We start from the raw sequence: 20,314 nt of genomic DNA on the forward strand, positions 1-20,314 counted from the left end.
CAATGTCTCCTGAGCTTCTGATGCCGACCACCTTAGGTAGCGATGTGTCAGTTTCAGGTCATGCAATTGTGAAAAATTTGTCATGTACAACCCAGAACCATTTCAAGGTTTTACAATTCAGCGATACCGATCAATTCACATTCGATGTATTGAACTGGACCTGAAAACGACAGCCATTGGGTTCCATGGTCGTCAGGCTGACGCTCCAGCCCTGGTTTTCACAGATCCTTTGTACTAACGATAGCCCAAGACCCAAGCCCTCTCCGCGTTTCTCGTTACCCCGCACGAAAGGTTCGAACATCGCTTCGCGTTTTTCCTCGGGAATGCCCACGCCACTGTCCTCGACCATGAACCCCCTGGGCATCAGGCTCAGGCGGATAAACCCACGGTCGGTGTAATGCAGCGCGTTACGCAACAGGTTGCCCATCACCGCCTGCAGGAGCGTCGCGTTGTAACGCGTCGTGTGTGGGCTTCCCCAGTCGACGATCAGCTTGAGACCTTTGGTCTCGATCGGCTCGCGCCACAGGCTGATCAACCCGTCGGCCACTTCGCCCAACGTCTGCTGCGCAGACATGCCGGCATCTTCGCGCTGAGTGCGAGCCAGCATCAGGAAGGTTTGTACCAGCTCGCGCATTTCTTCACTGGCGCGGGCAATTCGCTCGACCTGGGCACGGCCGCGCTGATCGATGCCGGGGTTTTCCAACAGCAACTCGCAGGAACTGGCCAGCACCATCAAGGGTGTGCGCAGTTCATGGCTGACGTCGCTGGTGAACATGCGCTCGCGGGTCAGCGCCTGGCGCAAACGGCCGAGGGTCGCGTCGAAGGCCACGGCCAGTTCACCCACCTCATCCGCCGCATAATCAGGCGCCAGCGGCGGCGCCAGGCCCAGCAACTGATCGCGATGACGTACCTGGCGCGCCAGCCTGACCACCGGCGCCATCACCTTGCGTGCCAGTACCCAGCCGAGGAACACCGCCAGCGCCAGACTCAGCACGAACCCCACCAATACCACGGCAAACAGCACCCGCTCGCGCTCTTCGAAGTCACTCTGGTCTTGCAACAGGACATAGCGCCGGCCATCGACGATCTCGACCATCGCGTGGTACGACAGCTGCTCGCGGAAGACTTCGTGAAACCCCGAGTCCAGGTGGCGCAAATCCTTGGGCAACTCGAAATCGCCCGGCCCGCCGCTGAAATAGAACAGTTGGTCCGGTTCCGGGCGGTGGCTCCAGTCCGAGACGTTGTCCATCAGCAACAGGCGCTGCAAATCGCCGCCCAGGCCCGCCGAGATCAGTTTTTCTTCCACCAGGTGCACGGTGAAGACGATACCCATGGCAAAGGCGCCCGCCACCAGTGCGCTCATCAGCGCAAAGGCAATGATGATCCGTTGCGAAAGGCTCTGTTTAAACTCCATCACGCCCCTCGGCCAGGCGGTAACCCACACCGTGCACGGTTTGCAGCAGCGGTTTGGCGAACGGCTTGTCGATCACCTGGCGCAATTGATGGACGTGGCTGCGCAGGCTGTCGCTGTCCGGACAGTCATCGCCCCACAGGGCCTCTTCGAGAATTTCCCGGCGCAGTACATGCGGGCTTTTCTGCATCAGTACCGCCAGCAACTTCAGGCCCACCGGATTGAGCTTGAGCAAGCGGCCTTCACGGGTGACTTCCAGGGTGTCGAGGTCATAACTCAGGTCGCCGACCTGCAAGGTCCGGCGACCGCCCCCCTGGGTGCGACGCATGACCGCTTCGACCCGCGCCGCCAGTTCGGACAAGGCGAAAGGTTTGATCAGGTAATCGTCGGCACCGGACTTGAAGCCCTGTAGCCGGTCGTCCAGTTGATCGCGAGCGGTGAGCATGATCACTGGAGTGTCGCGGCGGGCATCTTCGCGCAGGCGTTTGCACAGCGTGTAACCGTCGATGCCAGGCAACATGATGTCGAGCACGATCAAGTCGTAATGCTCGGTGGCTGCCAGATGCAGGCCCGACAAGCCGTCCTGTGCGCAATCCACGGTATAGCCCTTGAGTCCCAGGTAGTCGGCCAGATTAGCCAGGATATCGCGGTTGTCTTCAACCAATAAAATTCGCATGGGCATCTTCTCCGTACACAGTGACGGCCGTCTTGGCCCGCGCAGCTTAAGGCCAAGTAAGCCTCAGGGCCAGGGTTGTGTGCAGGCGTTTGCCTGGCGAAATGACCGGCTCGAGCCTCAACGTTTTTTTCACTATCGGTTCACAGGTTGACGACAGGATAGAGCGCAGACTCCGCGCGGCTGCGTACTCAAGAACATTCCACTGACCAAGGATTTGCCATGGTTTCGATCTCTGCACGCCCCGCTTCCCGACCGCTCAACTTCTGGGTGTGCCTGGGTGTTCCCGCCATTGCAGCCATCATTCTGGTATTGCTCGAACTGACGACGTTGGACATGGACCTGGCCAGGCTGTTCTACGACCCGGTCGCCGGGGATTTCATCGGGCGGCACAGTTATTTCCTGGAAACCGTCCTGCACGACCGGGCCAAGCAACTGGTCATCGCCTTTTCGGTGCTGGCAATCTTCGGCTTTGCCGGTTCATTCTTCATGACCCGGCTCAAACCGTTCAAGCGGGAATTGGGCTGCCTGGTGCTGTCCCTGGGGCTGGCGACGTCCTTCGTCACCCCGATGAAAGCGGTAACGGCGGTGCAATGCCCGTGGAGCCTCGAGCAGTTCGGCGGCCACGAGACCTACAGCGAATTGTTGAGCCCGCGTCCGGCCACGGAGAAACCGGGTCGTTGCTGGCCTGGCGGTCACGCCGCGACCGGTTTCACCCTGTTTGCGCTGTTTTTCGTGTTGCGTGATCGCCGTCCACGCATGGCACGTGCGGCACTGGTTTTCGCCTTTGCCCTGGGTTCGGTGTTTTCCATCGGCCGGATGCTGCAGGGGGCACACTTTTTCTCGCACAACGTGTGGACGGCGGTGTTTTGCTGGCTGATTTGCCTGGGATCTTATTACTGGATTCTGTATAAGCCTGCTTCGAGGGTTGAGCCCGTGGTCAATGTTCAAACGGCCTGAGCCTGAACGAAGATCAAAAGATCGCAGCCTGCGGCAGCTCCTACAGGGGGAACGCAGTTCCATGTAGGAGCTGCCGCAGGCTGCGATCTTTTGATCCGGGCAATAATAAAAAACCCCGCCTGCTTTCGCAGGCGGGGTTTTTTAGTACAGGGGTAAGGCTGGCTTACATCATGCCGCCCATGCCGCCCATACCGCCCATGTCTGGCATGCCGCCGCCAGCGCCGCTGTCTTTCTTCGGTGCATCAGCTACCGCAGCTTCGGTGGTCAGGATCAGACCGCCGATCGACGATGCAGCTTGCAGCGCGGAACGGGTGACCTTGGTAGGATCCAGGATACCCATTTCGATCATGTCGCCGTATTCGCCAGTCGCAGCGTTGTAACCGAAGTTACCTTTGCCGTTCTTGACTTCGTTGACCACAACGCTTGGCTCGTCACCGCTGTTGGCAGCGATCTGACGCAGCGGTGCTTCAATGGCACGGCGCAGAACAGCGATACCTACGTCCTGATCAGCGTTGTCGCCTTTCAGATCGTTCAGGGTTTGCAGAGCGCGGATCAGCGCAACGCCACCGCCAGGTACCACGCCTTCTTCAACGGCTGCACGGGTAGCGTGCAGGGCGTCTTCAACGCGGGCTTTCTTCTCTTTCATTTCAACTTCGGAACCAGCGCCAACCTTGATCACCGCAACGCCGCCGGACAGCTTGGCCAGACGCTCTTGCAGTTTTTCACGGTCGTAGTCCGAGGAAGTCTCGGCAACCTGGGCACGGATCTGGTTGATGCGTGCTTCGATGTCGCCTTGAACGCCAGCACCGTCAACGATGATGGTGTTTTCCTTGGACAGGGTCACGCGCTTGGCGTTACCCAGGTGCTCAAGGGTAGTGCTTTCCAGGCTCAGGCCGATCTCTTCGGAGATCACGGTACCGCCGGTCAGAACGGCGATGTCCTGCAGCATGGCCTTGCGACGGTCGCCGAAGCCTGGAGCCTTGACGGCTGCGACTTTGACGATGCCACGCATGTTGTTCACAACCAGAGTCGCCAGGGCTTCGCCTTCAACGTCTTCGGCCACGATCAGCAGTGGACGGCCGGCTTTGGCAACGGCTTCCAGCACTGGCAGCATTTCGCGGATGTTCGAGATCTTCTTGTCGACCAGCAGGATCAGCGGGCCGTCCAGCTCAGCGACCATGGTCTCTGGCTTGTTGACGAAGTACGGGGACAGGTAGCCACGGTCGAACTGCATGCCTTCAACAACCGACAGTTCGTTTTCCAGGCCCGAGCCTTCTTCAACGGTGATCACGCCTTCTTTACCGACTTTTTCCATGGCTTCGGCAATGATGTCGCCGATGGAGTTGTCGGAGTTGGCGGAGATGGTACCTACCTGAGCGATAGCCTTGGTGTCAGCGCATGGCTTGGACAGGGCCTTCAGCTCTTTGACGATCGCGATGGTCGCTTTGTCGATACCGCGCTTCAGGTCCATCGGGTTCATGCCGGCAGCGACGGCTTTCAGGCCTTCGTTGACGATCGATTGAGCCAGAACGGTAGCGGTGGTGGTGCCGTCGCCTGCGTCATCGTTGGCACGGGAGGCAACGTCTTTGACCAGCTGCGCGCCCATGTTTTCGAAACGGTCTTCCAGTTCGATTTCTTTGGCTACGGAAACGCCGTCCTTGGTGATGGTCGGAGCGCCGAAGCTCTTCTCGATGATCACGTTACGGCCTTTCGGGCCCAGGGTCGCTTTTACCGCGTCAGCCAGGACGTTGACGCCTTTGAGCATTTTCTTGCGGGCGGAATCGCCAAACAGAACTTCTTTAGCAGCCATGATCGATATTCCTTAAATACTTTGTAGTAACGGGAAAATGAGCGGGTAATCAGCCTTCGACAACAGCGAGGATTTCGTTCTCGCTCATTACCAGCAGGTCTTCGCCGTCGACTTTCACTGTGTTGCTGCCGGAGTAAGGACCGAACACAACCTTGTCGCCCACTTTCACGGACAGTGCACGCACTTCACCGTTTTCCAGTACGCGGCCGGTGCCGACAGCGAGGATTTCGCCGCTGTTGGCTTTTTCAGCAGCCGAACCTGGCAGGACGATACCGCCAGCGGTTTTCTTTTCTTCTTCGCTGCGACGGATGACGACGCGGTCATGCAGAGGACGAAGCTTCATTGTCGATCTCTCCTAATTGTGGTTTTCATCGGCCGGTGTAGTCCCGGCGGGTTTAACAAAGTCCGGCGGTGCCGGGTGCGGTTCGCCGAGCGAACCGCGGAAGTCTGTCTGGCGTGTTCGCCAGAAACCTTGCGGTGACCGTTACATAAGGGCGTACAAGCTGATTACAAGGGCGGGGATCGAAAAATTTTTTACGCCGATCTCCCGAAAACGAACACGGCACCCGAAGGTGCCGTGTGCAGGTGACGTATCACTTGGTATCGCGGTGTTCGAACTCGCCTTCGATCACATTGGGCTCGCGACCGAGCGGCTCGCGGGGTGCGGGACCGCCACGGGGCGCAAGATCATCGGCGAACGCACGCTGGCGGATCGCTTGTTCCTCGGCACGCTGGCGCATTTTATTGGCCAGCAGGCGACGGCTGACCGGCAGCAACATGACCAGGCCGATCACGTCGCTGATGAATCCCGGAAGGATCAACAGGCCCCCGGCCAAAGCCAGCATCAGGCCCTCGAGCATGGTCTGGGCCGGCAGCTCGCCGCGGTTCAGGCTTTCACGGGCACGCAGCGCCGTGGCCAGCCCGGCGACGCGCAACACGAACACACCGAACATCGAGCCGAGAATGATCAGCAGCAGGGCCGGGAAAAACCCGATTGCCCCTGCCACCTTGACGAATATGAACAGCTCCAACACCGGGAACAGCAGAAAGAGCAACAAAAAAGGGCGCATCAAATGGTTCCTCAACGCAAGAATGCCTTGCCAGTAATCCTTAGATGACGTCGCCGTTTCGTGAATTCAAGCGTCGGCCACTGCATTTTTCGGCCAATGTTCGGCGTGAGCCAGGAAAACCAAGGCTTCGCGAACTTGTGTCGGCGTATTACAAGGCGCTTGGAACGGCAACCAATGCAGCCCTTGACCGATCAGCAGGTGCATACCTTCGCTGTCGATGCCCACCAGCCTGGCTGGCGAGGTATTCGGCAGGCCGGCCAGTTCGACGTAATGCGCGATGGCCTTGGCGTGATCGGCGTTCATGTGCTCGATCATGCTCAGCTCGGCCTTGCCGGCAAAGGGGTTGGCCAGGGTCAGCTCGTTGACCCAGTGAATCGCGCCGAAGCCGCCGATGTAGCGATGACGCACCGGCGTGAGCACCCAGAAATCGAAATCGTGGGCCTTGTGATAACTCTGCGAATCCGGGAAATAGCGGTAGTAACGTTCGGCAGCGGCTTCGATGGCTGCCTCGTCTTCGATCTGTTGCGCCTCGGCCAGGTACGTCAGGCGACCAACGGCCTGGACATCTTCAGCGCCTCGCTCGCCCACGAACAGCGAGCATTTTGGATCCTTTTGCAGGTTGTGGGTGTGCTGGGCGATGCGGCTGATAAGGATCAGCGGCCGGCCGAGCTCGTCCAGGCAGTACGGAACCACGGAGCCGAACGGGAAACCGGGCATCGATTTGGAGTGTGTCGAGAGCACCCCACGGTATTCCTTGAGGAGCAATTCTCGTGCATTCTTAGCCGCTTCAACGCTCAATTTATGACTCCTTATTAAGAATCCGTCGTAAAAACGGATCAGCTACTGGCACAGGTACCAGTTGACCATTGGGGGCAGTTCTCATGTGCCAAGGTAGGCGTGATGGAGAAGATGCCTTATGAAAAAACACCCAAACCTACCGGGGCATTACGAATGCAACTCACTGACAAAGTAATCATTATCACTGGCGGTTGCCAGGGTTTAGGCCGCTCCATGGCCGAGTATTTCGCCGCCAGGGGCGCGAAGCTGGCGCTGGTGGACCTGAACCAGGAAAAACTCGACGACGCCGTTGCCGCCTGCAAGGCCAAGGGTGTCGAAGCCCGCGCCTACCTGTGCAATGTGGCCAATGAAGAGCAAGTAAGCCACATGGTCGCTCAGGTCGCTGACGACTTCGGCGCGATCCATGGCCTGATCAACAACGCCGGTATTTTGCGTGACGGCCTGCTGCTCAAGGTCAAGGATGGCGAAATGACCAAGATGAGCCTGGCCCAGTGGCAGGCGGTCATCGACGTCAACCTGACTGGCGTATTCCTGTGCACACGTGAAGTCGCGGCGAAAATGGTCGAGCTGGACAACAGCGGCGCGATTATCAATATCTCGTCGATTTCCCGCGCCGGCAACGTCGGCCAGACCAACTACTCCGCCGCCAAGGCCGGTGTCGCTGCGGCGACGGTGACCTGGGCCAAGGAACTGGCGCGCTACGGCATTCGCGTGGCCGGCATTGCACCGGGCTTCATCGAAACCGAAATGACCCTGAGCATGAAACCTGAAGCGCTGGAGAAGATGACGTCGGGGATTCCGCTCAAGCGCATGGGCAAGCCGGAAGAAATCGCCCAATCGGCGGCTTACATCTTCGAGAACGACTATTACACCGGTCGGATTCTGGAGCTGGATGGCGGGTTGCGGATTTAAAGCCCCCATCGACCAATGTGGGAGCCAGCCTGCTGGCGATTGCGGTGGTTCAGCCAACATATTTGTTGAATGTGAATTCGCTATCGCTAGCAGGCTAGCTCCCACAGTTGATTGTGTGTCAGGCCATCAATCGTCGCTGATGCTGATGTTCGGCATCGCCGGCGTCAACGCCTCCTGCAACACGATCCGTGCGCCGACATGGCGCGCCAGCTCCTGGTAAACCAGGGCGATCGGGCTGTCAGGCTCGGCGATCACCGTTGGCTTGCCGCCATCGGCCTGCTCGCGGATGGCCATTGCCAGCGGCAACGAAGCCAGTAGCTCGACGCCATACTGATTGGCCAGCTTCACCCCGCCGCCCTCGCCGAACAGATGTTCGGCATGCCCGCAGTTCGAGCAGATGTGCACGGCCATGTTTTCCACCACGCCCAGCACCGGGATGTTGACCTTGCGGAACATCTCCACGCCCTTGCGTGCGTCCAGCAGTGCCAGGTCCTGGGGGGTGGTCACGATCACCGCACCGGCCACCGGGACTTTCTGCGCCAGCGTCAGCTGGATATCGCCGGTGCCTGGCGGCATGTCGATGACCAGGTAATCCAGGTCGCCCCACGCGGTCTGCGTCACCAGTTGCAGCAAGGCGCCAGAGACCATCGGCCCGCGCCAGACCATCGGCGTGTTGTCGTCGGTGAGGAACGCCATGGACATCACTTCGACGCCGTGGGACTGGATCGGCACGAACCATTTCTGATCCTTGATCTGCGGCCGGGTACCCTCGGCGATGCCGAACATGATGCCCTGGCTCGGACCGTAGATGTCCGCATCGAGAATGCCGACCTTGGCCCCTTCGCGGGCCAGGGCCAAGGCCAGGTTGGCGGCGGTGGTGGACTTGCCCACGCCGCCTTTGCCGGACGCCACGGCCACGACGTTCTTGACGTTGGCCAGACCCGGGATCTGTGCCTGGGCCTTGTGCGCGGCGATCACACTGGTGATGTCGATGCGGGCAGTACTGACACCGTCAAGGCCCTCAATGGCCATTTGCAGCATCTGCGCCCAACCACTCTTGAACAAACCGGCGGCATAGCCCAGTTCCAGCTGCACGCTGACGCGGTCGCCCTGGATCTCGATATTGCGCACGCACCCGGCGCTGACCGGATCCTGGTTCAGGTAGGGGTCGGTGTATTGGCGAAGGACGGCTTCCACCGCTGCGCGATTGACGGCGCTCATGGGCAACTCCGAAAACAGGACTGGGAATAGATGGCGGGTATCCTACCCCTTCTGTCTTCCGGACGGCATGCCCGGCAACGATTTGCAGGGGTGAAATATCTTTGCCGGCGCTTTATAGTGGCCGACCTCCGTTTCATCAAGTAGCCGAGCCCCATGTCCGAGCCACGCAAGATCCTCGTCACCAGCGCCCTGCCCTATGCCAATGGTTCGATTCACCTCGGCCATATGCTGGAGTACATCCAGACCGATATGTGGGTGCGCTTCCAGAAGCACCGCGGCAACCAATGCATTTATGTCTGCGCCGACGACGCCCACGGTTCGGCGATCATGCTGCGCGCGGAAAAGGAAGGCATCACCCCGGAACAACTGATCGCCAACGTCCAGGCTGAACACAGCGCCGACTTTGCCGAGTTCCTGGTGGACTTCGACAACTTCCACTCCACTCACGCCGAAGAAAACCGTGAGCTGTCGAGCCAGATCTACCTCAAGCTGCGCGACGCCGGGCACATCGCCCAACGCTCGATCACGCAGTATTTCGACCCGGAAAAGAAAATGTTCCTGGCCGACCGCTTCATCAAGGGCACCTGCCCGAAATGCGGCACTGAAGACCAGTACGGCGACAACTGCGAAAAATGCGGCGCGACCTACGCACCGACCGACCTGAAGGATCCGAAGTCGGCAATCTCCGGCGCCACCCCGGTGCTCAAGGATTCCCAGCACTTCTTCTTCAAGCTGCCGGACTTCCAGGAAATGCTGCAGGCCTGGACCCGCAGCGGCACCCTGCAGGACGCCGTGGCGAACAAGATCGCCGAATGGCTGGATGCCGGCCTGCAACAGTGGGACATCTCCCGCGATGCGCCGTACTTCGGCTTCGAGATCCCCGACGAGCCGGGCAAGTACTTCTACGTCTGGCTGGATGCACCAATCGGCTACATGGCCAGCTTCAAGAACCTTTGCGACCGTACGCCGGAGCTGGACTTCGACGCGTTCTGGGGCAAGGACTCGACCGCCGAGTTGTACCACTTCATCGGCAAGGACATCGTCAACTTCCACGCCCTGTTCTGGCCAGCGATGCTCGAAGGCGCGGGTTACCGCAAGCCGACCGGCATCAACGTGCACGGCTACCTGACCGTCAACGGCCAGAAAATGTCCAAGTCCCGTGGCACCTTCATCAAGGCCCGGACCTACCTCGACCACCTGTCGCCGGAATACCTGCGCTATTACTACGCGGCCAAGCTGAGCCGTGGCGTCGACGACCTCGACCTGAACCTCGAAGATTTCGTGCAGAAGGTCAACTCCGACCTGGTCGGCAAAGTCGTCAACATCGCTAGCCGTTGCGCCGGGTTCATCAACAAGGGCAATGCCGGCGTGATGGTCGAGACCAACGCCGCGCCGGAGCTGACCGAAGCCTTCCTGGCCGCCGCGCCAAGCATCGCCGACGCCTATGAAGCCCGCGACTTCGCCCGCGCCATGCGCGAGATCATGGGCCTGGCCGACCGCGCCAACGCCTGGATCGCCGACAAGGCACCGTGGTCGCTGAACAAGCAGGAAGGCAAGCAGGATGAAGTCCAGGCCATCTGCGCCACCGGCGTCAACCTGTTCCGTCAACTGGTGATCTTCCTCAAACCGGTACTGCCGCTGCTGGCCGCCGATGCCGAGGCGTTCCTCAATGTTGCGCCACTGACCTGGAACGATCACGCGACCTTGCTCGCCAACCATCAGTTGAACGAGTTCAAGCCGTTGATGACCCGTATCGACCCGGTCAAAGTGCAAGCCATGACCGACGCCTCGAAAGAAGACCTGACCGCCAGCCAGACCGACACCGGCGAAGCCACACCAGCCGGTAATGGCGAGCTGGCCAAGGATCCGCTGTCGCCGGAAATCGAGTTCGACACCTTTGCCGCGGTTGACCTGCGCGTCGCCCTGATCGTCAAGGCCGAACACGTGGAAGGTGCCGACAAGCTGCTGCGCCTGACCCTGGACATCGGTGACGAGCAACGCAACGTCTTCTCCGGCATCAAGAGCGCCTACCCGGACCCGTCCAAGCTCGATGGTCGCCTGACCATGATGATTGCCAACCTCAAGCCACGGAAAATGAAGTTCGGCATTTCCGAAGGCATGGTGATGGCAGCCGGTCCTGGCGGTGAAGAAATCTACCTGCTCAGCCCTGACAGCGGCGCCAAGCCTGGTCAGCGGATCAAGTAAGGCACTGCGGTAAACCGATCCCACAGTCGCGCCTGGCGCGACTGTGGGATTTTCATGTCTGGCCCATACTATTACTGAACTCGGGCATTACTTGTAGGAGCTGCCGCAGGCTGCGATCTTTTGAATTTGCTTTGAAAAAGATCAAAGATCGCAGCCTGCAGCAGCTCCTACAGGGTTATCGAGCAACGGATACGGACGATCATGACCGAAACCCTGCTTACGCTTATCAGCACTGCCCTGCTCAACAACTTCGTGTTGCACTGGCCGCTGGGTGTCGAGCCGCTGTTGGCCAGCGAACGTCGCCAGGTCCATGCCTTGGGCATCGCCACGACCTGCCTGATGCTGATTACCGGGGTGCTCGGCTATGCGCTCTATCACTGGTTGCTGGTGCCGCTGGAGATGACGGCGCTGCGCCTGTTTGTGTTTCTGCCATTGAGCGTGCTGCTGATCGGCCCGTTGTTGCAGCTGCTGGCACGGGTGTTTTCGACATTGTCCTTCGAAGGCCTCTGGCCTTTGCTGCTGTGTAATGCCGGGGTGCTCGGCGTGGCATTGCTCAACGCCCGGGAGGACATGGGATTTTTTCACGCCACAGCCTTGAGCCTCGGTGCCGGGCTGGGCTTCTGGCTGGTACTGAGCCTGTTCAACGACCTGCGCCAGCGCACACTTGATAACGATGTGCCCCTGCCCTTTCGCGGCCTGCCGATCGACCTGGTCGGTGCCGGCCTGATTGCAGTGGCCTTTCTCGGATTCAGCGGACTGATCAAAACATGAGTCTGATTCAACGCATCGACGCCCTCTTGCCGCAGACCCAATGCGGCAAGTGTGGCCATCCCGGATGCAAGCCGTACGCCACCGGCATTGCCAACGGCGAGCCGATCAACAAGTGCCCGCCCGGCGGCAGTGAAACCATCCACGCCCTGGCCGAACTGTTGCACGTACCGGTGCTGGAGCTGGACGTCAGTCGCGGCTCGGCCCCGGCGCAGATTGCCTATATCCGTGAGGCCGAATGCATTGGTTGCACGAAATGCATTCAGGCCTGCCCAGTGGACGCCATCGTCGGCGCGGCCAAGTTGATGCACACGGTCATCATCGACGAATGCACCGGGTGCGACCTTTGCGTGGCGCCTTGCCCGGTGGACTGCATCGAAATGCATCCGCTGCCATTGAACAGCGTGCTGCCGATTGTCGGTGGCCTGGCTTTCAGCCTGGAGGAGCAACGGGCGCGCGCCGCCAAGCGCGATCATGCGCGGCGCCGTTTCGAGCAGCGCAACGCCCGCTTGCAGCGTGAAGAACAACAAAAAACTGCCGAGCGCGAGGCCCGTGCGCAACGGGTCGTCCAGCCCAGCGAAACGATCCTCGACCCGGTACAGGCAGCCCTGGAACGCGTCCGCGCGCAAAAGGCGGCGAATGCCGATGCGGCCCTGAAAAAAGCCAAGATCGACCTGGCGATGAGCCGGGCGCAGTTGAACAAGTCGCTCAAGGCCTTCGGTCATCCGCCGACCTTCGAACAGCAATCGCAGTTGATTGTCCTGCAACAGCAGTTCGAAGCCGCCGAGCAGGCTTTGGCCCAACTGGAACGTAGTGCGCCACCTACCCCGTCCCCCGTCGCGGCTCCGGCGCAGGACGCCGAGCTGAAACGCGCAAAAATTCAGCTGGCCATGCGCCGCGCCGAACTGAAGAAAGCCCAGGCCAGCGCAGCACCCGCCGAACAAATCGAAGCCCTTGAGCGGGCCCTGAGCGAAGCCGAACGCCAGGTGGATGCCCATGCCGCCCCTTGAACCGGTCGACGAGCGCCTGCAACAGGCGATGAAACTGGTTCTGCTGGCGACGTTGCCAGGGATGCTGGCGTTATTCTGGTTCTACGGCTGGGGGGTGTTGCTCAACCTGATACTGGCAGGCGTCAGTGCGCTGGCCGCGGAAGCGGCGGTACTGCGCTTGCGCCGGCGTGCGCTCAAGCCGACCTTGAGCGACGGCAGCGCCCTGGTCAGTGCCACGCTACTGGCCCTGGCCTTGCCGCCCTACTGTCCCTGGTGGCTGACGGTCAGTGCTGCCGCGCTGGCCATGGTGTTCGGCAAGCACCTGTATGGCGGGGTCGGCAGCAATCCGTTCAATCCGGCGATGCTCGGTTTCGCCCTGGTGATGGTGACGTTTCCGCAACAGATGACCCAATGGCCTGCCTCCCAGGGCATGGACCTGTGGGGTGGTGTGCAGCAAGTATTCGGTGTCGGCCAAAGCCCGGACGCCTGGGTCCGGGCCACGGCACTGGACAGCCTGCGGATCAACAAGAGCCTGACCATGGACGAACTCTTCTCGGCCAATCCGGCCTTTGGGCGTTTCGGCGGTCGCGGTGTGGAATGGGTGAACCTGGCTTTTCTCGCCGGCGGCGCGTTTTTGCTGCAACGCCGCGTATTCAGCTGGCACGCGCCTGTCGGCATGCTCGCCAGCCTGTTCGTCATCAGCCTGTTGTGCTGGAACGGTTCGGGCTCAGACTCCCATGGTTCGCCGCTGTTTCATCTGCTCACCGGCGCCAGCATGCTGGGCGCATTCTTCATCGTCACTGAACCGGTATCCGGCGCCAAAAGCCCCGGGGCGCGACTGCTGTTTGGTGCAGGAGTCGGGTTGCTGACCTATCTGATTCGCACCTGGGGCGGTTACCCGGACGGCGTGGCCTTTGCCGTGCTGCTGATGAACCTCTGTGTACCGGCGCTGGAGCGGCTGGTCGCGGCCAGGCAGGAGCGGATCGCACCATGAGCCGAGCGTCGAGCGCCGCCATCCTCGCGTTACTGACTGCCCTCGGAGCGGGCCTGACCTATCTCGCGCAACACAGCAGCGCGCCACGGATTGCGGCTGAGCAGCGCCTGATCGACAGTCGTTACCTGCTCGACCTGCTACCGCCCGACAGCTACGACAACCAGCCGCTGGACCAACCGCTCACGCTCGACAACACCGCGCTGGGCAACAGCACGCTGCTGGCAGGCTACCGCGCGACCAAGGCCGGCCGAGCCTATGCCGTGCTTTTACGCAGCCAGACCCTGGGCTACGCGAGCACCATCGATTTGCTGATCGCCATCGATCTCGACGGCAGACTGCTGGGGGTCAAAACCCTCAAGCAAACGGAAACCCCGGGGCTCGGCGCACGAATCGCCGACTGGCCCAATACCTGGCTTGCAGCCTTTTCCGGCAGGTCGCGAACCGATCCGGGCGACAATGGTTGGGCCTTGAAAAAGGACCAGGGGCAGTTCGACCAGATTGCGGGAGCGACCATCACCTCAAGAGCGGTGATCAATGCCACCCATGACGCCTTGCGTTATTTCGATGAGCACCGGCCCTCACTGCTTGGGAGCCCCTCCGATGAGTAATCCATTGCGGTTGCAGAACACCTTGATGCTCGTGCCGCTGATTGGCGCCACCAACTCGCTGGTGAATGCCCTGGGCCTGTGGTGGCTGTTCATTGTCGTGATCAGTGGGTTCGGCCTGTGCATGAACGCCTTGCGATCGCGCCTGCTCCCGGCGACCCACTTGTCGGCCAGCGTGCTGCTTGCCGCAACGCTGACCAGTTGCGCAGAACTCGGCGCGCAGGTCTGGTCGCTGCAATGGCACCAGCATGCCGGGATCTATACCGGCTTGATCGCCTTGCAATGTGTCGTACTGGAGCGCTCCGATTTCTTCCAGAGCCCCTGGCGAGAGCGCTGGCGTCTGTGCGGCCTGTTCGGCGCATCGATGGTGGCTATGGGCCTGCTGCGTGAACTCATCGGTTACGGGACACTGGGCAACCACCTACCCTGGCTGGCTGCTGTAACACACGCGGATTGGCCGGGCTGGGTACTGACCGCTGACGGTGGCCTGCGCCTGGCCACGCTGGCCCCCGGAGGTTTCATACTGCTGGGATTGCTGATCGCCGCCTGGCAAGCCTGGCACCGCCCGACACGCTCAAACTGACTGCCTTCGAGGAAACGCTTCGCCCATGAATGCCGCAAAACGTCTGGAAATTTTCCGCAGGCTGCATGAAGACAATCCAGAACCGAAGACCGAACTGGCCTATTCCTCAGCCTTTGAATTGCTGATTGCGGTGATTCTTTCCGCGCAATCGACCGATGTCGGCGTGAACAAGGCCACGGCAAAACTGTTTCCGGTTGCCAATACTCCGGCGACGATTCATGCCTTGGGGGTCGAAGGATTGTCGGAATACATCAAGACCATCGGCCTGTACAACAGCAAGGCAAAAAACGTGATCGAGACCTGCCGCCTGCTGGTTGAGCGTCATGCAGGCGAAGTGCCGCAAACCCGTGAGGAACTCGAGGCGTTGCCTGGCGTTGGCCGCAAGACCGCCAACGTGGTGCTCAATACTGCATTCCGCCAGTTGACGATGGCCGTGGACACTCACATTTTTCGGGTCAGCAACCGCACCGGCATTGCGCCCGGCAAGAATGTGGTTGAGGTCGAGCATAAATTGATGAAATTTGTGCCAAAGCAGTACCTGCTCGACTCCCATCACTGGCTGATCCTTCACGGACGTTATGTTTGCCTGGCCCGCAAACCTCGCTGCGGCAGTTGCCGGATCGAAGACTTGTGCGAATACAAGCACAAGACCTCGGACGATTGAGCCGCTATTGGGTTTATCAATATATCGATTGAAAAAATCTTTTTTACCCGTCGCAGGATTGTCGATATAAGGAGCCCCAAAGGCCTTCTTCGCCTGGAGTAACTAAATGAGCACTGGCAAAGAGCAATTGGATGTAGATGACGACTTCACCCCCGTAGAGGCTGATGATGCCGAGCCGGTGGTTGAAGTAGCGAAAACCAACCTGAGCAAGCGCCGGACCATCGACAATCTGCTGGAGGAGCGCCGACTGCAAAAGCAATTGGCCGATTACGATTTTGACTTGTAAAACCTAAAAGCCTCCCGAAACGGAGGCTTTTTACCAAGTGCCGAACCGCGATCAACGCTCGCCTGGTGTACTCCGTCAGAGGCAGGCTCATCATGCCAGACCATTACGCTGGGCCAGTTCAATCAGATCGACCAGGGAGCGCGCATTGAGCTTTAACAGTAGTCGGGTCTTGTAGGTACTGACGGTCTTGTTGCTGAGAAACATCCCATCAGCAATCTCTTTGTTAGTCTTGCCCCGGGCCAACTGCTGTAGCACCATCATTTCCCGCCCAGAAAGACGATCCACCATATCGGCTTCACTGGCGTTGCCAAGACTGGCACGCACAGTGTGCAAGGCCTGATTTGGAAAGTAACTGTAGCCTGACAATACCGCCTTTATTGCACTGAGCAACTCCGTGAGATCCTGTTGTTTACAAACATATCCGGCGGCTCCCGACTGCATGCAGCGCATGGAAAAATGACCAGGTGACTGGGACGTCAATATCAGCACTTTCATCGGCATCGCAGCCGAGGTCAGTCGTGCAATGACTTCCAGTCCATCGAGTTTAGGTATTCCTATATCCAGGATGACAATGTCCGGCATGTATTCACGGGCTAGTTGTAATGCATCCACACCATTATCTGTTTCTGCAATGACTTCGTAGCCATGACGCTCCATCAGCATTCGTACCGCAAGACGAATGACGGGGTGATCATCCACAATCAGCACTTTATTCATGGGCAAGTCCAATTTCGCTGTTCGAATTTTTAGAGCCCGCACAATAGCCTAGTCGTTTCCCCCCTGGCATGTCGCCTCCCCCAACCACTTGCACCGAGAGACATTCCCTACAAAATTCACAGATTTTTCCTACAAAAAATCGAGCAAATCGTTAGGCGGAAAACTTTTTTTGAAGTCTTGACTTTCCAATTGCGATTACTTTTTTGTATCGACCTGCAACGAAAAAATGAGCGGAGTTTTATTTTCAGACAGCGATCAGACATGTGCCGCCCTACCCAACCGCGCAAAGGTAATTGGGATAATCCAATATCCACACTGACTCCAGAAATATCACACACAACTTATCCACTCGTTCTTACAGCAAAAATCACCCCATCATCGATTATAAGAAAACCGTAAACAGGAAAACGTCTACCCGACATCAAATAAATTAAAAAACAGAAACCATGGATGCCCAACATGCGTTAGATGGATTAAATTCAAACCAATCAAGCAATAGCTATCGAGGAATTTAAAATGGACAGGATTAAAAAAAGAATAAACAACCCCATGACAGTGATTGCGATATTCGCAACACTGTCTGAAACATCAGCTGCGATTTCACTGCCCTTTCTTGATGATGATGATAGAGACATCTACGTCTGGTTCCTGATCAGCTTTCCTTTTTATCTGCTGTTGCTATTCTTTGTCACTCTCAACTTCAACTATCGATCGCTTTACGCCCCCTCCGACTTTGAGAAGGGAAAACACTTCATAAAAGTCATGGACGGTCTCGAGCAATCCGAGAACAAGAAGACTCGAAAGTCCCCGACCAGGGCATCGGGTACTGGCGACCAATCCACTCGCCGCCCATCGAAAGCACAAGACCCACCTTCAGCAACAGTTTCTGCCAACGCCCTTTCGGCGCATCACCACGTACGTCTACCCGAACGGTTGAAGGACCTGTATGTGATTGATGCACGCAGGATGACAGGCCAGGCCGAGTTCAGCCATTTGTTGGAGAGCATCCAGATCGAACCGGGAAAGGCTGCACGTGCAGTGGTGTTCCTCACCTGTACCGAGTCGGATTCAAAACTGAGGGAAAGCGCAGCCGCTCCTTCAAAACACGTGAAGAAACATTGCCGCACAACATTCTGTGCTGCCTACAACTTAAATTCACAGGGTTTGACGATCATTGACCAACATTTGCCCATCGACGCACGGCAACCCGAAGCGTTTGACGATCGATCAGAAGGGAATGATGAGAGGAGTCATAGCAAGGCGGGAAAGAACACTGATACGGGCAGGTAGCAACTCCCCCCTTTTAAATGTGCGGCCCTGTCGACGACCGGGCCACACATTCCATTGCGTCAAAGGTCTCAGAAAAGCTTGCGACCTTTGTTCGCCGCGATGCGCATGCGCAAGGCGTTGAGCTTGATGAAGCCCGCTGCGTCGGCCTGGTTGTAGGCGCCGCCATCTTCTTCGAAAGTCGCAATGTTGGCGTCGAACAACGACTCGTCTGACTTGCGACCGGTGACGATCACGTTGCCCTTGTACAGCTTCAGGCGCACAACGCCATTCACGTGAGCCTGGGACGCATCGATCATCTGTTGCAGCATCAGACGCTCAGGGCTCCACCAGTAACCGGTGTAGATCAGGCTGGCGTACTTGGGCATCAACTCGTCTTTAAGGTGAGCCACTTCGCGGTCCAGGGTGATCGATTCGATCGCACGGTGGGCGCGCAGCATGATGGTACCGCCAGGAGTTTCGTAGCAGCCACGGGACTTCATGCCCACGTAACGGTTCTCGACGATGTCCAGACGGCCGATACCGTGTTCGCCACCGATACGGTTCAGAGTCGCCAGCACGGTGGCCGGGGTCATTTCGACGCCGTCCAGCGCGACGATGTCGCCATTGCGGTAGGTCAGTTCCAGGTACTGCGGCTTGTCGGGTGCCTTCTCCGGGGAGACGGTCCAGCGCCACATGTCTTCTTCGTGCTCGGTCCAGGTGTCTTCCAGCACGCCACCTTCATAGGAGATGTGCAGCAGGTTGGCATCCATCGAGTACGGGGATTTCTTCTTTCCGTGACGCTCGATCGGGATCGCGTGCTTTTCAGCGTAATCCATCAGCTTTTCACGGGACAGCAGGTCCCATTCGCGCCACGGAGCGATCACTTTCACACCTGGCTTCAAGGCGTAGGCGCCCAGTTCGAAACGAACCTGGTCGTTACCCTTGCCGGTGGCGCCGTGGGAAATGGCGTCAGCACCGGTTTCGTTGGCGATTTCGATCAGGCGTTTGGCGATCAACGGGCGAGCGATGGAAGTACCCAGCAGGTACTCGCCTTCGTAAACGGTGTTGGCGCGGAACATCGGGAAAACGAAATCGCGCACGAACTCTTCGCGCAAGTCGTCGATGTAGATCTCTTTCACGCCCATGGCTTGAGCCTTGGCACGTGCAGGTTCGACCTCTTCGCCCTGACCCAGGTCAGCGGTGAAGGTCACCACTTCACAGTTATAAGTATCCTGCAGCCACTTGAGGATCACCGAAGTGTCCAGGCCGCCGGAATACGCCAGAACGACCTTGTTTACGTCCGCCATGCCATCACTCCACGGGGTTCTACGGAAAGCCGTCAAGTCTACCGCCCGCGCAAGATAATTTACAGTGGCGCGACAGCTTATGACGACGAAGCGACAGATTATGTCGAGAGCGCGACGATGACCAAGGGGTCAGGAAGTCGCCGAAGCGGCAGGCTTCGTCGCTTGCGGGGCTACCTGCTCCGCGGGGGCTCCGCGCTCCAGGCGTATCGCTACCCGGCGGTTTTTCGCGCGGTTGGCGTTGCTGATGTTGGGGGCCAGGGGATAACGCTCGCCATGGAAACGCAGGGTGATTTGCGATTCCTGGACGCCATTGGCCTTGAAGAAGTCCATCACCGCCAGCGCCCGACGCCGTGACAGGTCACGGTTAGTCAGGCGGTTGCCGCTGTTATCGGAGTGGCCGTCAAGCTCGATGCGATTGACCGTCGGATCGGCTTTCATGTACTCCAGCATGACTTGCAGCCTGGCCTTGGCGGCCGCATCCAGATCGATACCGCCACCGGGAAAGCCAATCTGGGATTGCTTGACCTGATCGAAGTTCTGCGGCAGCAACTTGGCCACGCAGCCCTGATACTCGGCAAATGCCTTGGTGAACCGGACCGGCAACAAGCGCACCTCCGACACCCGGCCATCGCCCGAGGAATTTCGAACCACAGGACTGCGTCCGTCGATCAGGCCGCTGATCAAGCGTGCGGCCTGGGCCTGGGAGCTGTTGAAGAGGATGTTGCCGCTGCCGATTCTTACCGTGCCCAGGTTGATATCACCGCGTCCCGGCTGCCAGGGTGCAGCGGCCGCCAGCAAGGTGGCAGAACCACCGCCCATCATTGCGTTGTAGGCATTCAAACGAAACGTCGCCTGTTCCCCGGCGCGCCGCACGAATTCACCCGAGCCGAAATCGGTGATCGGCTGAGTCAGCCGGCATTCGAATTTGTCGCCTTCGACCGTCCACTCGATGCTCTCCAGGCGAGTCTGGAAAGTGAGTGCCATCGCGGGAAGGCTGGCAAACACGCTGAGCAAGGCTAAATAACGCTGGCGCACGGGAGGCTCCACTGGCTTCTACGACAAAAAGACCGAC

At 58.9% G+C, this 20,314-nt stretch carries 21 protein-coding genes; 11 read left to right on the top strand and 10 right to left on the bottom strand.

The window, feature by feature from the left end:
- Positions 1 to 130 precede the first annotated feature (130 nt).
- Together SOP95_RS09590 and colR are read right to left on the bottom strand one after the other, a co-directional pair.
- A complete protein-coding gene (locus tag SOP95_RS09590; protein ID WP_323606931.1) occupies positions 131 to 1,414 on the bottom strand; it encodes a sensor histidine kinase in 1,284 nt (427 codons plus the stop codon).
- Positions 1,404 to 2,087, bottom strand: coding sequence for a two-component system response regulator ColR (colR, locus tag SOP95_RS09595; RefSeq protein ID WP_053155177.1), 684 nt, complete (start codon positions 2,085 to 2,087; stop codon positions 1,404 to 1,406). The genes SOP95_RS09590 and colR overlap by 11 nt, the downstream gene beginning before the upstream one ends.
- A 219-nt stretch (positions 2,088 to 2,306) precedes the next feature.
- On the opposite strand from colR, the gene SOP95_RS09600 reads away from it, so the two are divergent.
- On the top strand, positions 2,307 to 3,044 hold the full coding sequence (locus SOP95_RS09600) for a phosphatase PAP2 family protein (RefSeq protein WP_323606932.1): 738 nt from the start codon (positions 2,307 to 2,309) through the stop codon (positions 3,042 to 3,044).
- A gap of 163 nt (positions 3,045 to 3,207) precedes the next feature.
- Here SOP95_RS09600 and groL read toward each other — a convergent pair whose 3' ends face one another.
- The 4 genes from groL to SOP95_RS09620 form a co-directional block, all read right to left on the bottom strand.
- On the bottom strand, positions 3,208 to 4,854 hold the full coding sequence (gene groL, locus SOP95_RS09605; protein ID WP_274074236.1) for a chaperonin GroEL: 1,647 nt from the start codon (positions 4,852 to 4,854) through the stop codon (positions 3,208 to 3,210).
- Between the two features lie 49 nt (positions 4,855 to 4,903).
- Positions 4,904 to 5,197, bottom strand: a complete 294-nt coding sequence (locus SOP95_RS09610; RefSeq protein WP_020799908.1) for a co-chaperone GroES — start codon at positions 5,195 to 5,197, stop codon at positions 4,904 to 4,906.
- Positions 5,198 to 5,447: 250 nt separating this feature from the next.
- Positions 5,448 to 5,924 (bottom strand): FxsA family protein, encoded by a 477-nt coding sequence (locus SOP95_RS09615; protein WP_274074235.1) that lies wholly within the window; start codon positions 5,922 to 5,924, stop codon positions 5,448 to 5,450.
- 66 nt (positions 5,925 to 5,990) lie between these two features.
- Positions 5,991 to 6,722, bottom strand: coding sequence for a HugZ family pyridoxamine 5'-phosphate oxidase (locus SOP95_RS09620; RefSeq protein WP_274074234.1), 732 nt, complete (start codon positions 6,720 to 6,722; stop codon positions 5,991 to 5,993).
- A gap of 153 nt (positions 6,723 to 6,875) precedes the next feature.
- On the opposite strand from SOP95_RS09620, the gene SOP95_RS09625 reads away from it, so the two are divergent.
- Positions 6,876 to 7,634 carry an SDR family oxidoreductase gene (locus tag SOP95_RS09625; protein WP_274074233.1) on the top strand — a complete coding sequence of 253 codons (759 nt, stop codon included), beginning with the start codon at positions 6,876 to 6,878 and terminating at the stop codon, positions 7,632 to 7,634.
- Positions 7,635 to 7,760: 126 nt separating this feature from the next.
- Here SOP95_RS09625 and apbC read toward each other — a convergent pair whose 3' ends face one another.
- The gene (gene apbC / locus SOP95_RS09630; protein ID WP_323606933.1) at positions 7,761 to 8,855 is read right to left on the bottom strand and encodes an iron-sulfur cluster carrier protein ApbC; all 1,095 of its coding nucleotides are present in this window, start codon (positions 8,853 to 8,855) and stop codon (positions 7,761 to 7,763) included.
- Positions 8,856 to 9,008: 153 nt separating this feature from the next.
- On the opposite strand from apbC, the gene metG reads away from it, so the two are divergent.
- The 8 genes from metG (at position 9,009) to SOP95_RS09670 (ending at position 15,949) form a co-directional block, all read left to right on the top strand.
- Positions 9,009 to 11,060, top strand: a complete 2,052-nt coding sequence (gene metG, locus SOP95_RS09635; RefSeq protein ID WP_274074231.1) for a methionine--tRNA ligase — start codon at positions 9,009 to 9,011, stop codon at positions 11,058 to 11,060.
- Between the two features lie 201 nt (positions 11,061 to 11,261).
- Positions 11,262 to 11,831 (top strand): electron transport complex protein RnfA, encoded by a 570-nt coding sequence (locus SOP95_RS09640; RefSeq protein ID WP_323606934.1) that lies wholly within the window; start codon positions 11,262 to 11,264, stop codon positions 11,829 to 11,831.
- Positions 11,828 to 12,838: an electron transport complex subunit RsxB gene (gene rsxB / locus SOP95_RS09645; RefSeq protein ID WP_274074229.1), complete on the top strand. Its 1,011-nt coding sequence runs from the start codon at positions 11,828 to 11,830 to the stop codon at positions 12,836 to 12,838. Before SOP95_RS09640 ends, rsxB begins: the two co-directional genes overlap by 4 nt.
- Positions 12,825 to 13,811 carry an RnfABCDGE type electron transport complex subunit D gene (locus SOP95_RS09650; protein ID WP_274074228.1) on the top strand — a complete coding sequence of 329 codons (987 nt, stop codon included), beginning with the start codon at positions 12,825 to 12,827 and terminating at the stop codon, positions 13,809 to 13,811. The genes rsxB and SOP95_RS09650 overlap by 14 nt, the downstream gene beginning before the upstream one ends.
- On the top strand, positions 13,808 to 14,419 hold the full coding sequence (locus SOP95_RS09655) for an RnfABCDGE type electron transport complex subunit G (protein WP_323606935.1): 612 nt from the start codon (positions 13,808 to 13,810) through the stop codon (positions 14,417 to 14,419). Before SOP95_RS09650 ends, SOP95_RS09655 begins: the two co-directional genes overlap by 4 nt.
- Positions 14,412 to 14,999 carry an Rnf-Nqr domain containing protein gene (locus SOP95_RS09660; RefSeq protein ID WP_323606936.1) on the top strand — a complete coding sequence of 196 codons (588 nt, stop codon included), beginning with the start codon at positions 14,412 to 14,414 and terminating at the stop codon, positions 14,997 to 14,999. Before SOP95_RS09655 ends, SOP95_RS09660 begins: the two co-directional genes overlap by 8 nt.
- A 25-nt stretch (positions 15,000 to 15,024) precedes the next feature.
- Positions 15,025 to 15,663: an endonuclease III gene (nth, locus tag SOP95_RS09665; protein ID WP_274074225.1), complete on the top strand. Its 639-nt coding sequence runs from the start codon at positions 15,025 to 15,027 to the stop codon at positions 15,661 to 15,663.
- A gap of 106 nt (positions 15,664 to 15,769) precedes the next feature.
- A complete protein-coding gene (locus SOP95_RS09670) occupies positions 15,770 to 15,949 on the top strand; it encodes a PA3496 family putative envelope integrity protein (protein WP_046819033.1) in 180 nt (59 codons plus the stop codon).
- 90 nt (positions 15,950 to 16,039) lie between these two features.
- Here SOP95_RS09670 and SOP95_RS09675 read toward each other — a convergent pair whose 3' ends face one another.
- Positions 16,040 to 16,666 (bottom strand): response regulator transcription factor, encoded by a 627-nt coding sequence (locus SOP95_RS09675; protein ID WP_008057539.1) that lies wholly within the window; start codon positions 16,664 to 16,666, stop codon positions 16,040 to 16,042.
- Between the two features lie 516 nt (positions 16,667 to 17,182).
- Here SOP95_RS09675 and SOP95_RS09680 point away from each other — a divergent pair.
- The gene (locus SOP95_RS09680; protein WP_323606937.1) at positions 17,183 to 17,956 is read left to right on the top strand and encodes a hypothetical protein; all 774 of its coding nucleotides are present in this window, start codon (positions 17,183 to 17,185) and stop codon (positions 17,954 to 17,956) included.
- A gap of 68 nt (positions 17,957 to 18,024) precedes the next feature.
- Here the strand turns inward: SOP95_RS09680 and SOP95_RS09685 are convergent, their stop codons facing one another.
- Entirely contained in the window at positions 18,025 to 19,242 is a 1,218-nt protein-coding gene (locus tag SOP95_RS09685) for an argininosuccinate synthase (protein WP_020799894.1), read from the bottom strand.
- A gap of 129 nt (positions 19,243 to 19,371) precedes the next feature.
- Positions 19,372 to 20,277, bottom strand: a complete 906-nt coding sequence (locus tag SOP95_RS09690; RefSeq protein WP_274074223.1) for a flagellar protein MotY — start codon at positions 20,275 to 20,277, stop codon at positions 19,372 to 19,374.
- Positions 20,278 to 20,314: the final 37 nt, after the last annotated feature.

The sequence above is a fragment of the Pseudomonas sp. YuFO8 genome (assembly GCF_035065025.1).
Classification (GTDB): Bacteria; Pseudomonadota; Gammaproteobacteria; order Pseudomonadales; family Pseudomonadaceae; genus Aquipseudomonas; species Aquipseudomonas putida_AE.

What these genes read in the sequence shown, in the direction of transcription:
- SOP95_RS09590 (WP_323606931.1), bottom strand. Translation starts at nt 1,414, where the DNA reads ATGGAGTTTAAACAGAGCCTTTCGCAACGGATCATCATTGCCTTTGCG.
- colR (WP_053155177.1), bottom strand. Translation starts at nt 2,087, where the DNA reads ATGCGAATTTTATTGGTTGAAGACAACCGCGATATCCTGGCTAATCTG.
- SOP95_RS09600 (WP_323606932.1), top strand. Translation starts at nt 2,307, where the DNA reads ATGGTTTCGATCTCTGCACGCCCCGCTTCCCGACCGCTCAACTTCTGG.
- groL (WP_274074236.1), bottom strand. Translation starts at nt 4,854, where the DNA reads ATGGCTGCTAAAGAAGTTCTGTTTGGCGATTCCGCCCGCAAGAAAATG.
- SOP95_RS09610 (WP_020799908.1), bottom strand. Translation starts at nt 5,197, where the DNA reads ATGAAGCTTCGTCCTCTGCATGACCGCGTCGTCATCCGTCGCAGCGAA.
- SOP95_RS09615 (WP_274074235.1), bottom strand. Translation starts at nt 5,924, where the DNA reads ATGCGCCCTTTTTTGTTGCTCTTTCTGCTGTTCCCGGTGTTGGAGCTG.
- SOP95_RS09625 (WP_274074233.1), top strand. Translation starts at nt 6,876, where the DNA reads ATGCAACTCACTGACAAAGTAATCATTATCACTGGCGGTTGCCAGGGT.
- apbC (WP_323606933.1), bottom strand. Translation starts at nt 8,855, where the DNA reads ATGAGCGCCGTCAATCGCGCAGCGGTGGAAGCCGTCCTTCGCCAATAC.
- metG (WP_274074231.1), top strand. Translation starts at nt 9,009, where the DNA reads ATGTCCGAGCCACGCAAGATCCTCGTCACCAGCGCCCTGCCCTATGCC.
- SOP95_RS09640 (WP_323606934.1), top strand. Translation starts at nt 11,262, where the DNA reads ATGACCGAAACCCTGCTTACGCTTATCAGCACTGCCCTGCTCAACAAC.
- rsxB (WP_274074229.1), top strand. Translation starts at nt 11,828, where the DNA reads ATGAGTCTGATTCAACGCATCGACGCCCTCTTGCCGCAGACCCAATGC.
- SOP95_RS09650 (WP_274074228.1), top strand. Translation starts at nt 12,825, where the DNA reads ATGCCGCCCCTTGAACCGGTCGACGAGCGCCTGCAACAGGCGATGAAA.
- SOP95_RS09655 (WP_323606935.1), top strand. Translation starts at nt 13,808, where the DNA reads ATGAGCCGAGCGTCGAGCGCCGCCATCCTCGCGTTACTGACTGCCCTC.
- SOP95_RS09660 (WP_323606936.1), top strand. Translation starts at nt 14,412, where the DNA reads ATGAGTAATCCATTGCGGTTGCAGAACACCTTGATGCTCGTGCCGCTG.
- nth (WP_274074225.1), top strand. Translation starts at nt 15,025, where the DNA reads ATGAATGCCGCAAAACGTCTGGAAATTTTCCGCAGGCTGCATGAAGAC.
- SOP95_RS09670 (WP_046819033.1), top strand. Translation starts at nt 15,770, where the DNA reads ATGAGCACTGGCAAAGAGCAATTGGATGTAGATGACGACTTCACCCCC.
- SOP95_RS09675 (WP_008057539.1), bottom strand. Translation starts at nt 16,666, where the DNA reads ATGAATAAAGTGCTGATTGTGGATGATCACCCCGTCATTCGTCTTGCG.
- SOP95_RS09680 (WP_323606937.1), top strand. Translation starts at nt 17,183, where the DNA reads ATGGACAGGATTAAAAAAAGAATAAACAACCCCATGACAGTGATTGCG.
- SOP95_RS09685 (WP_020799894.1), bottom strand. Translation starts at nt 19,242, where the DNA reads ATGGCGGACGTAAACAAGGTCGTTCTGGCGTATTCCGGCGGCCTGGAC.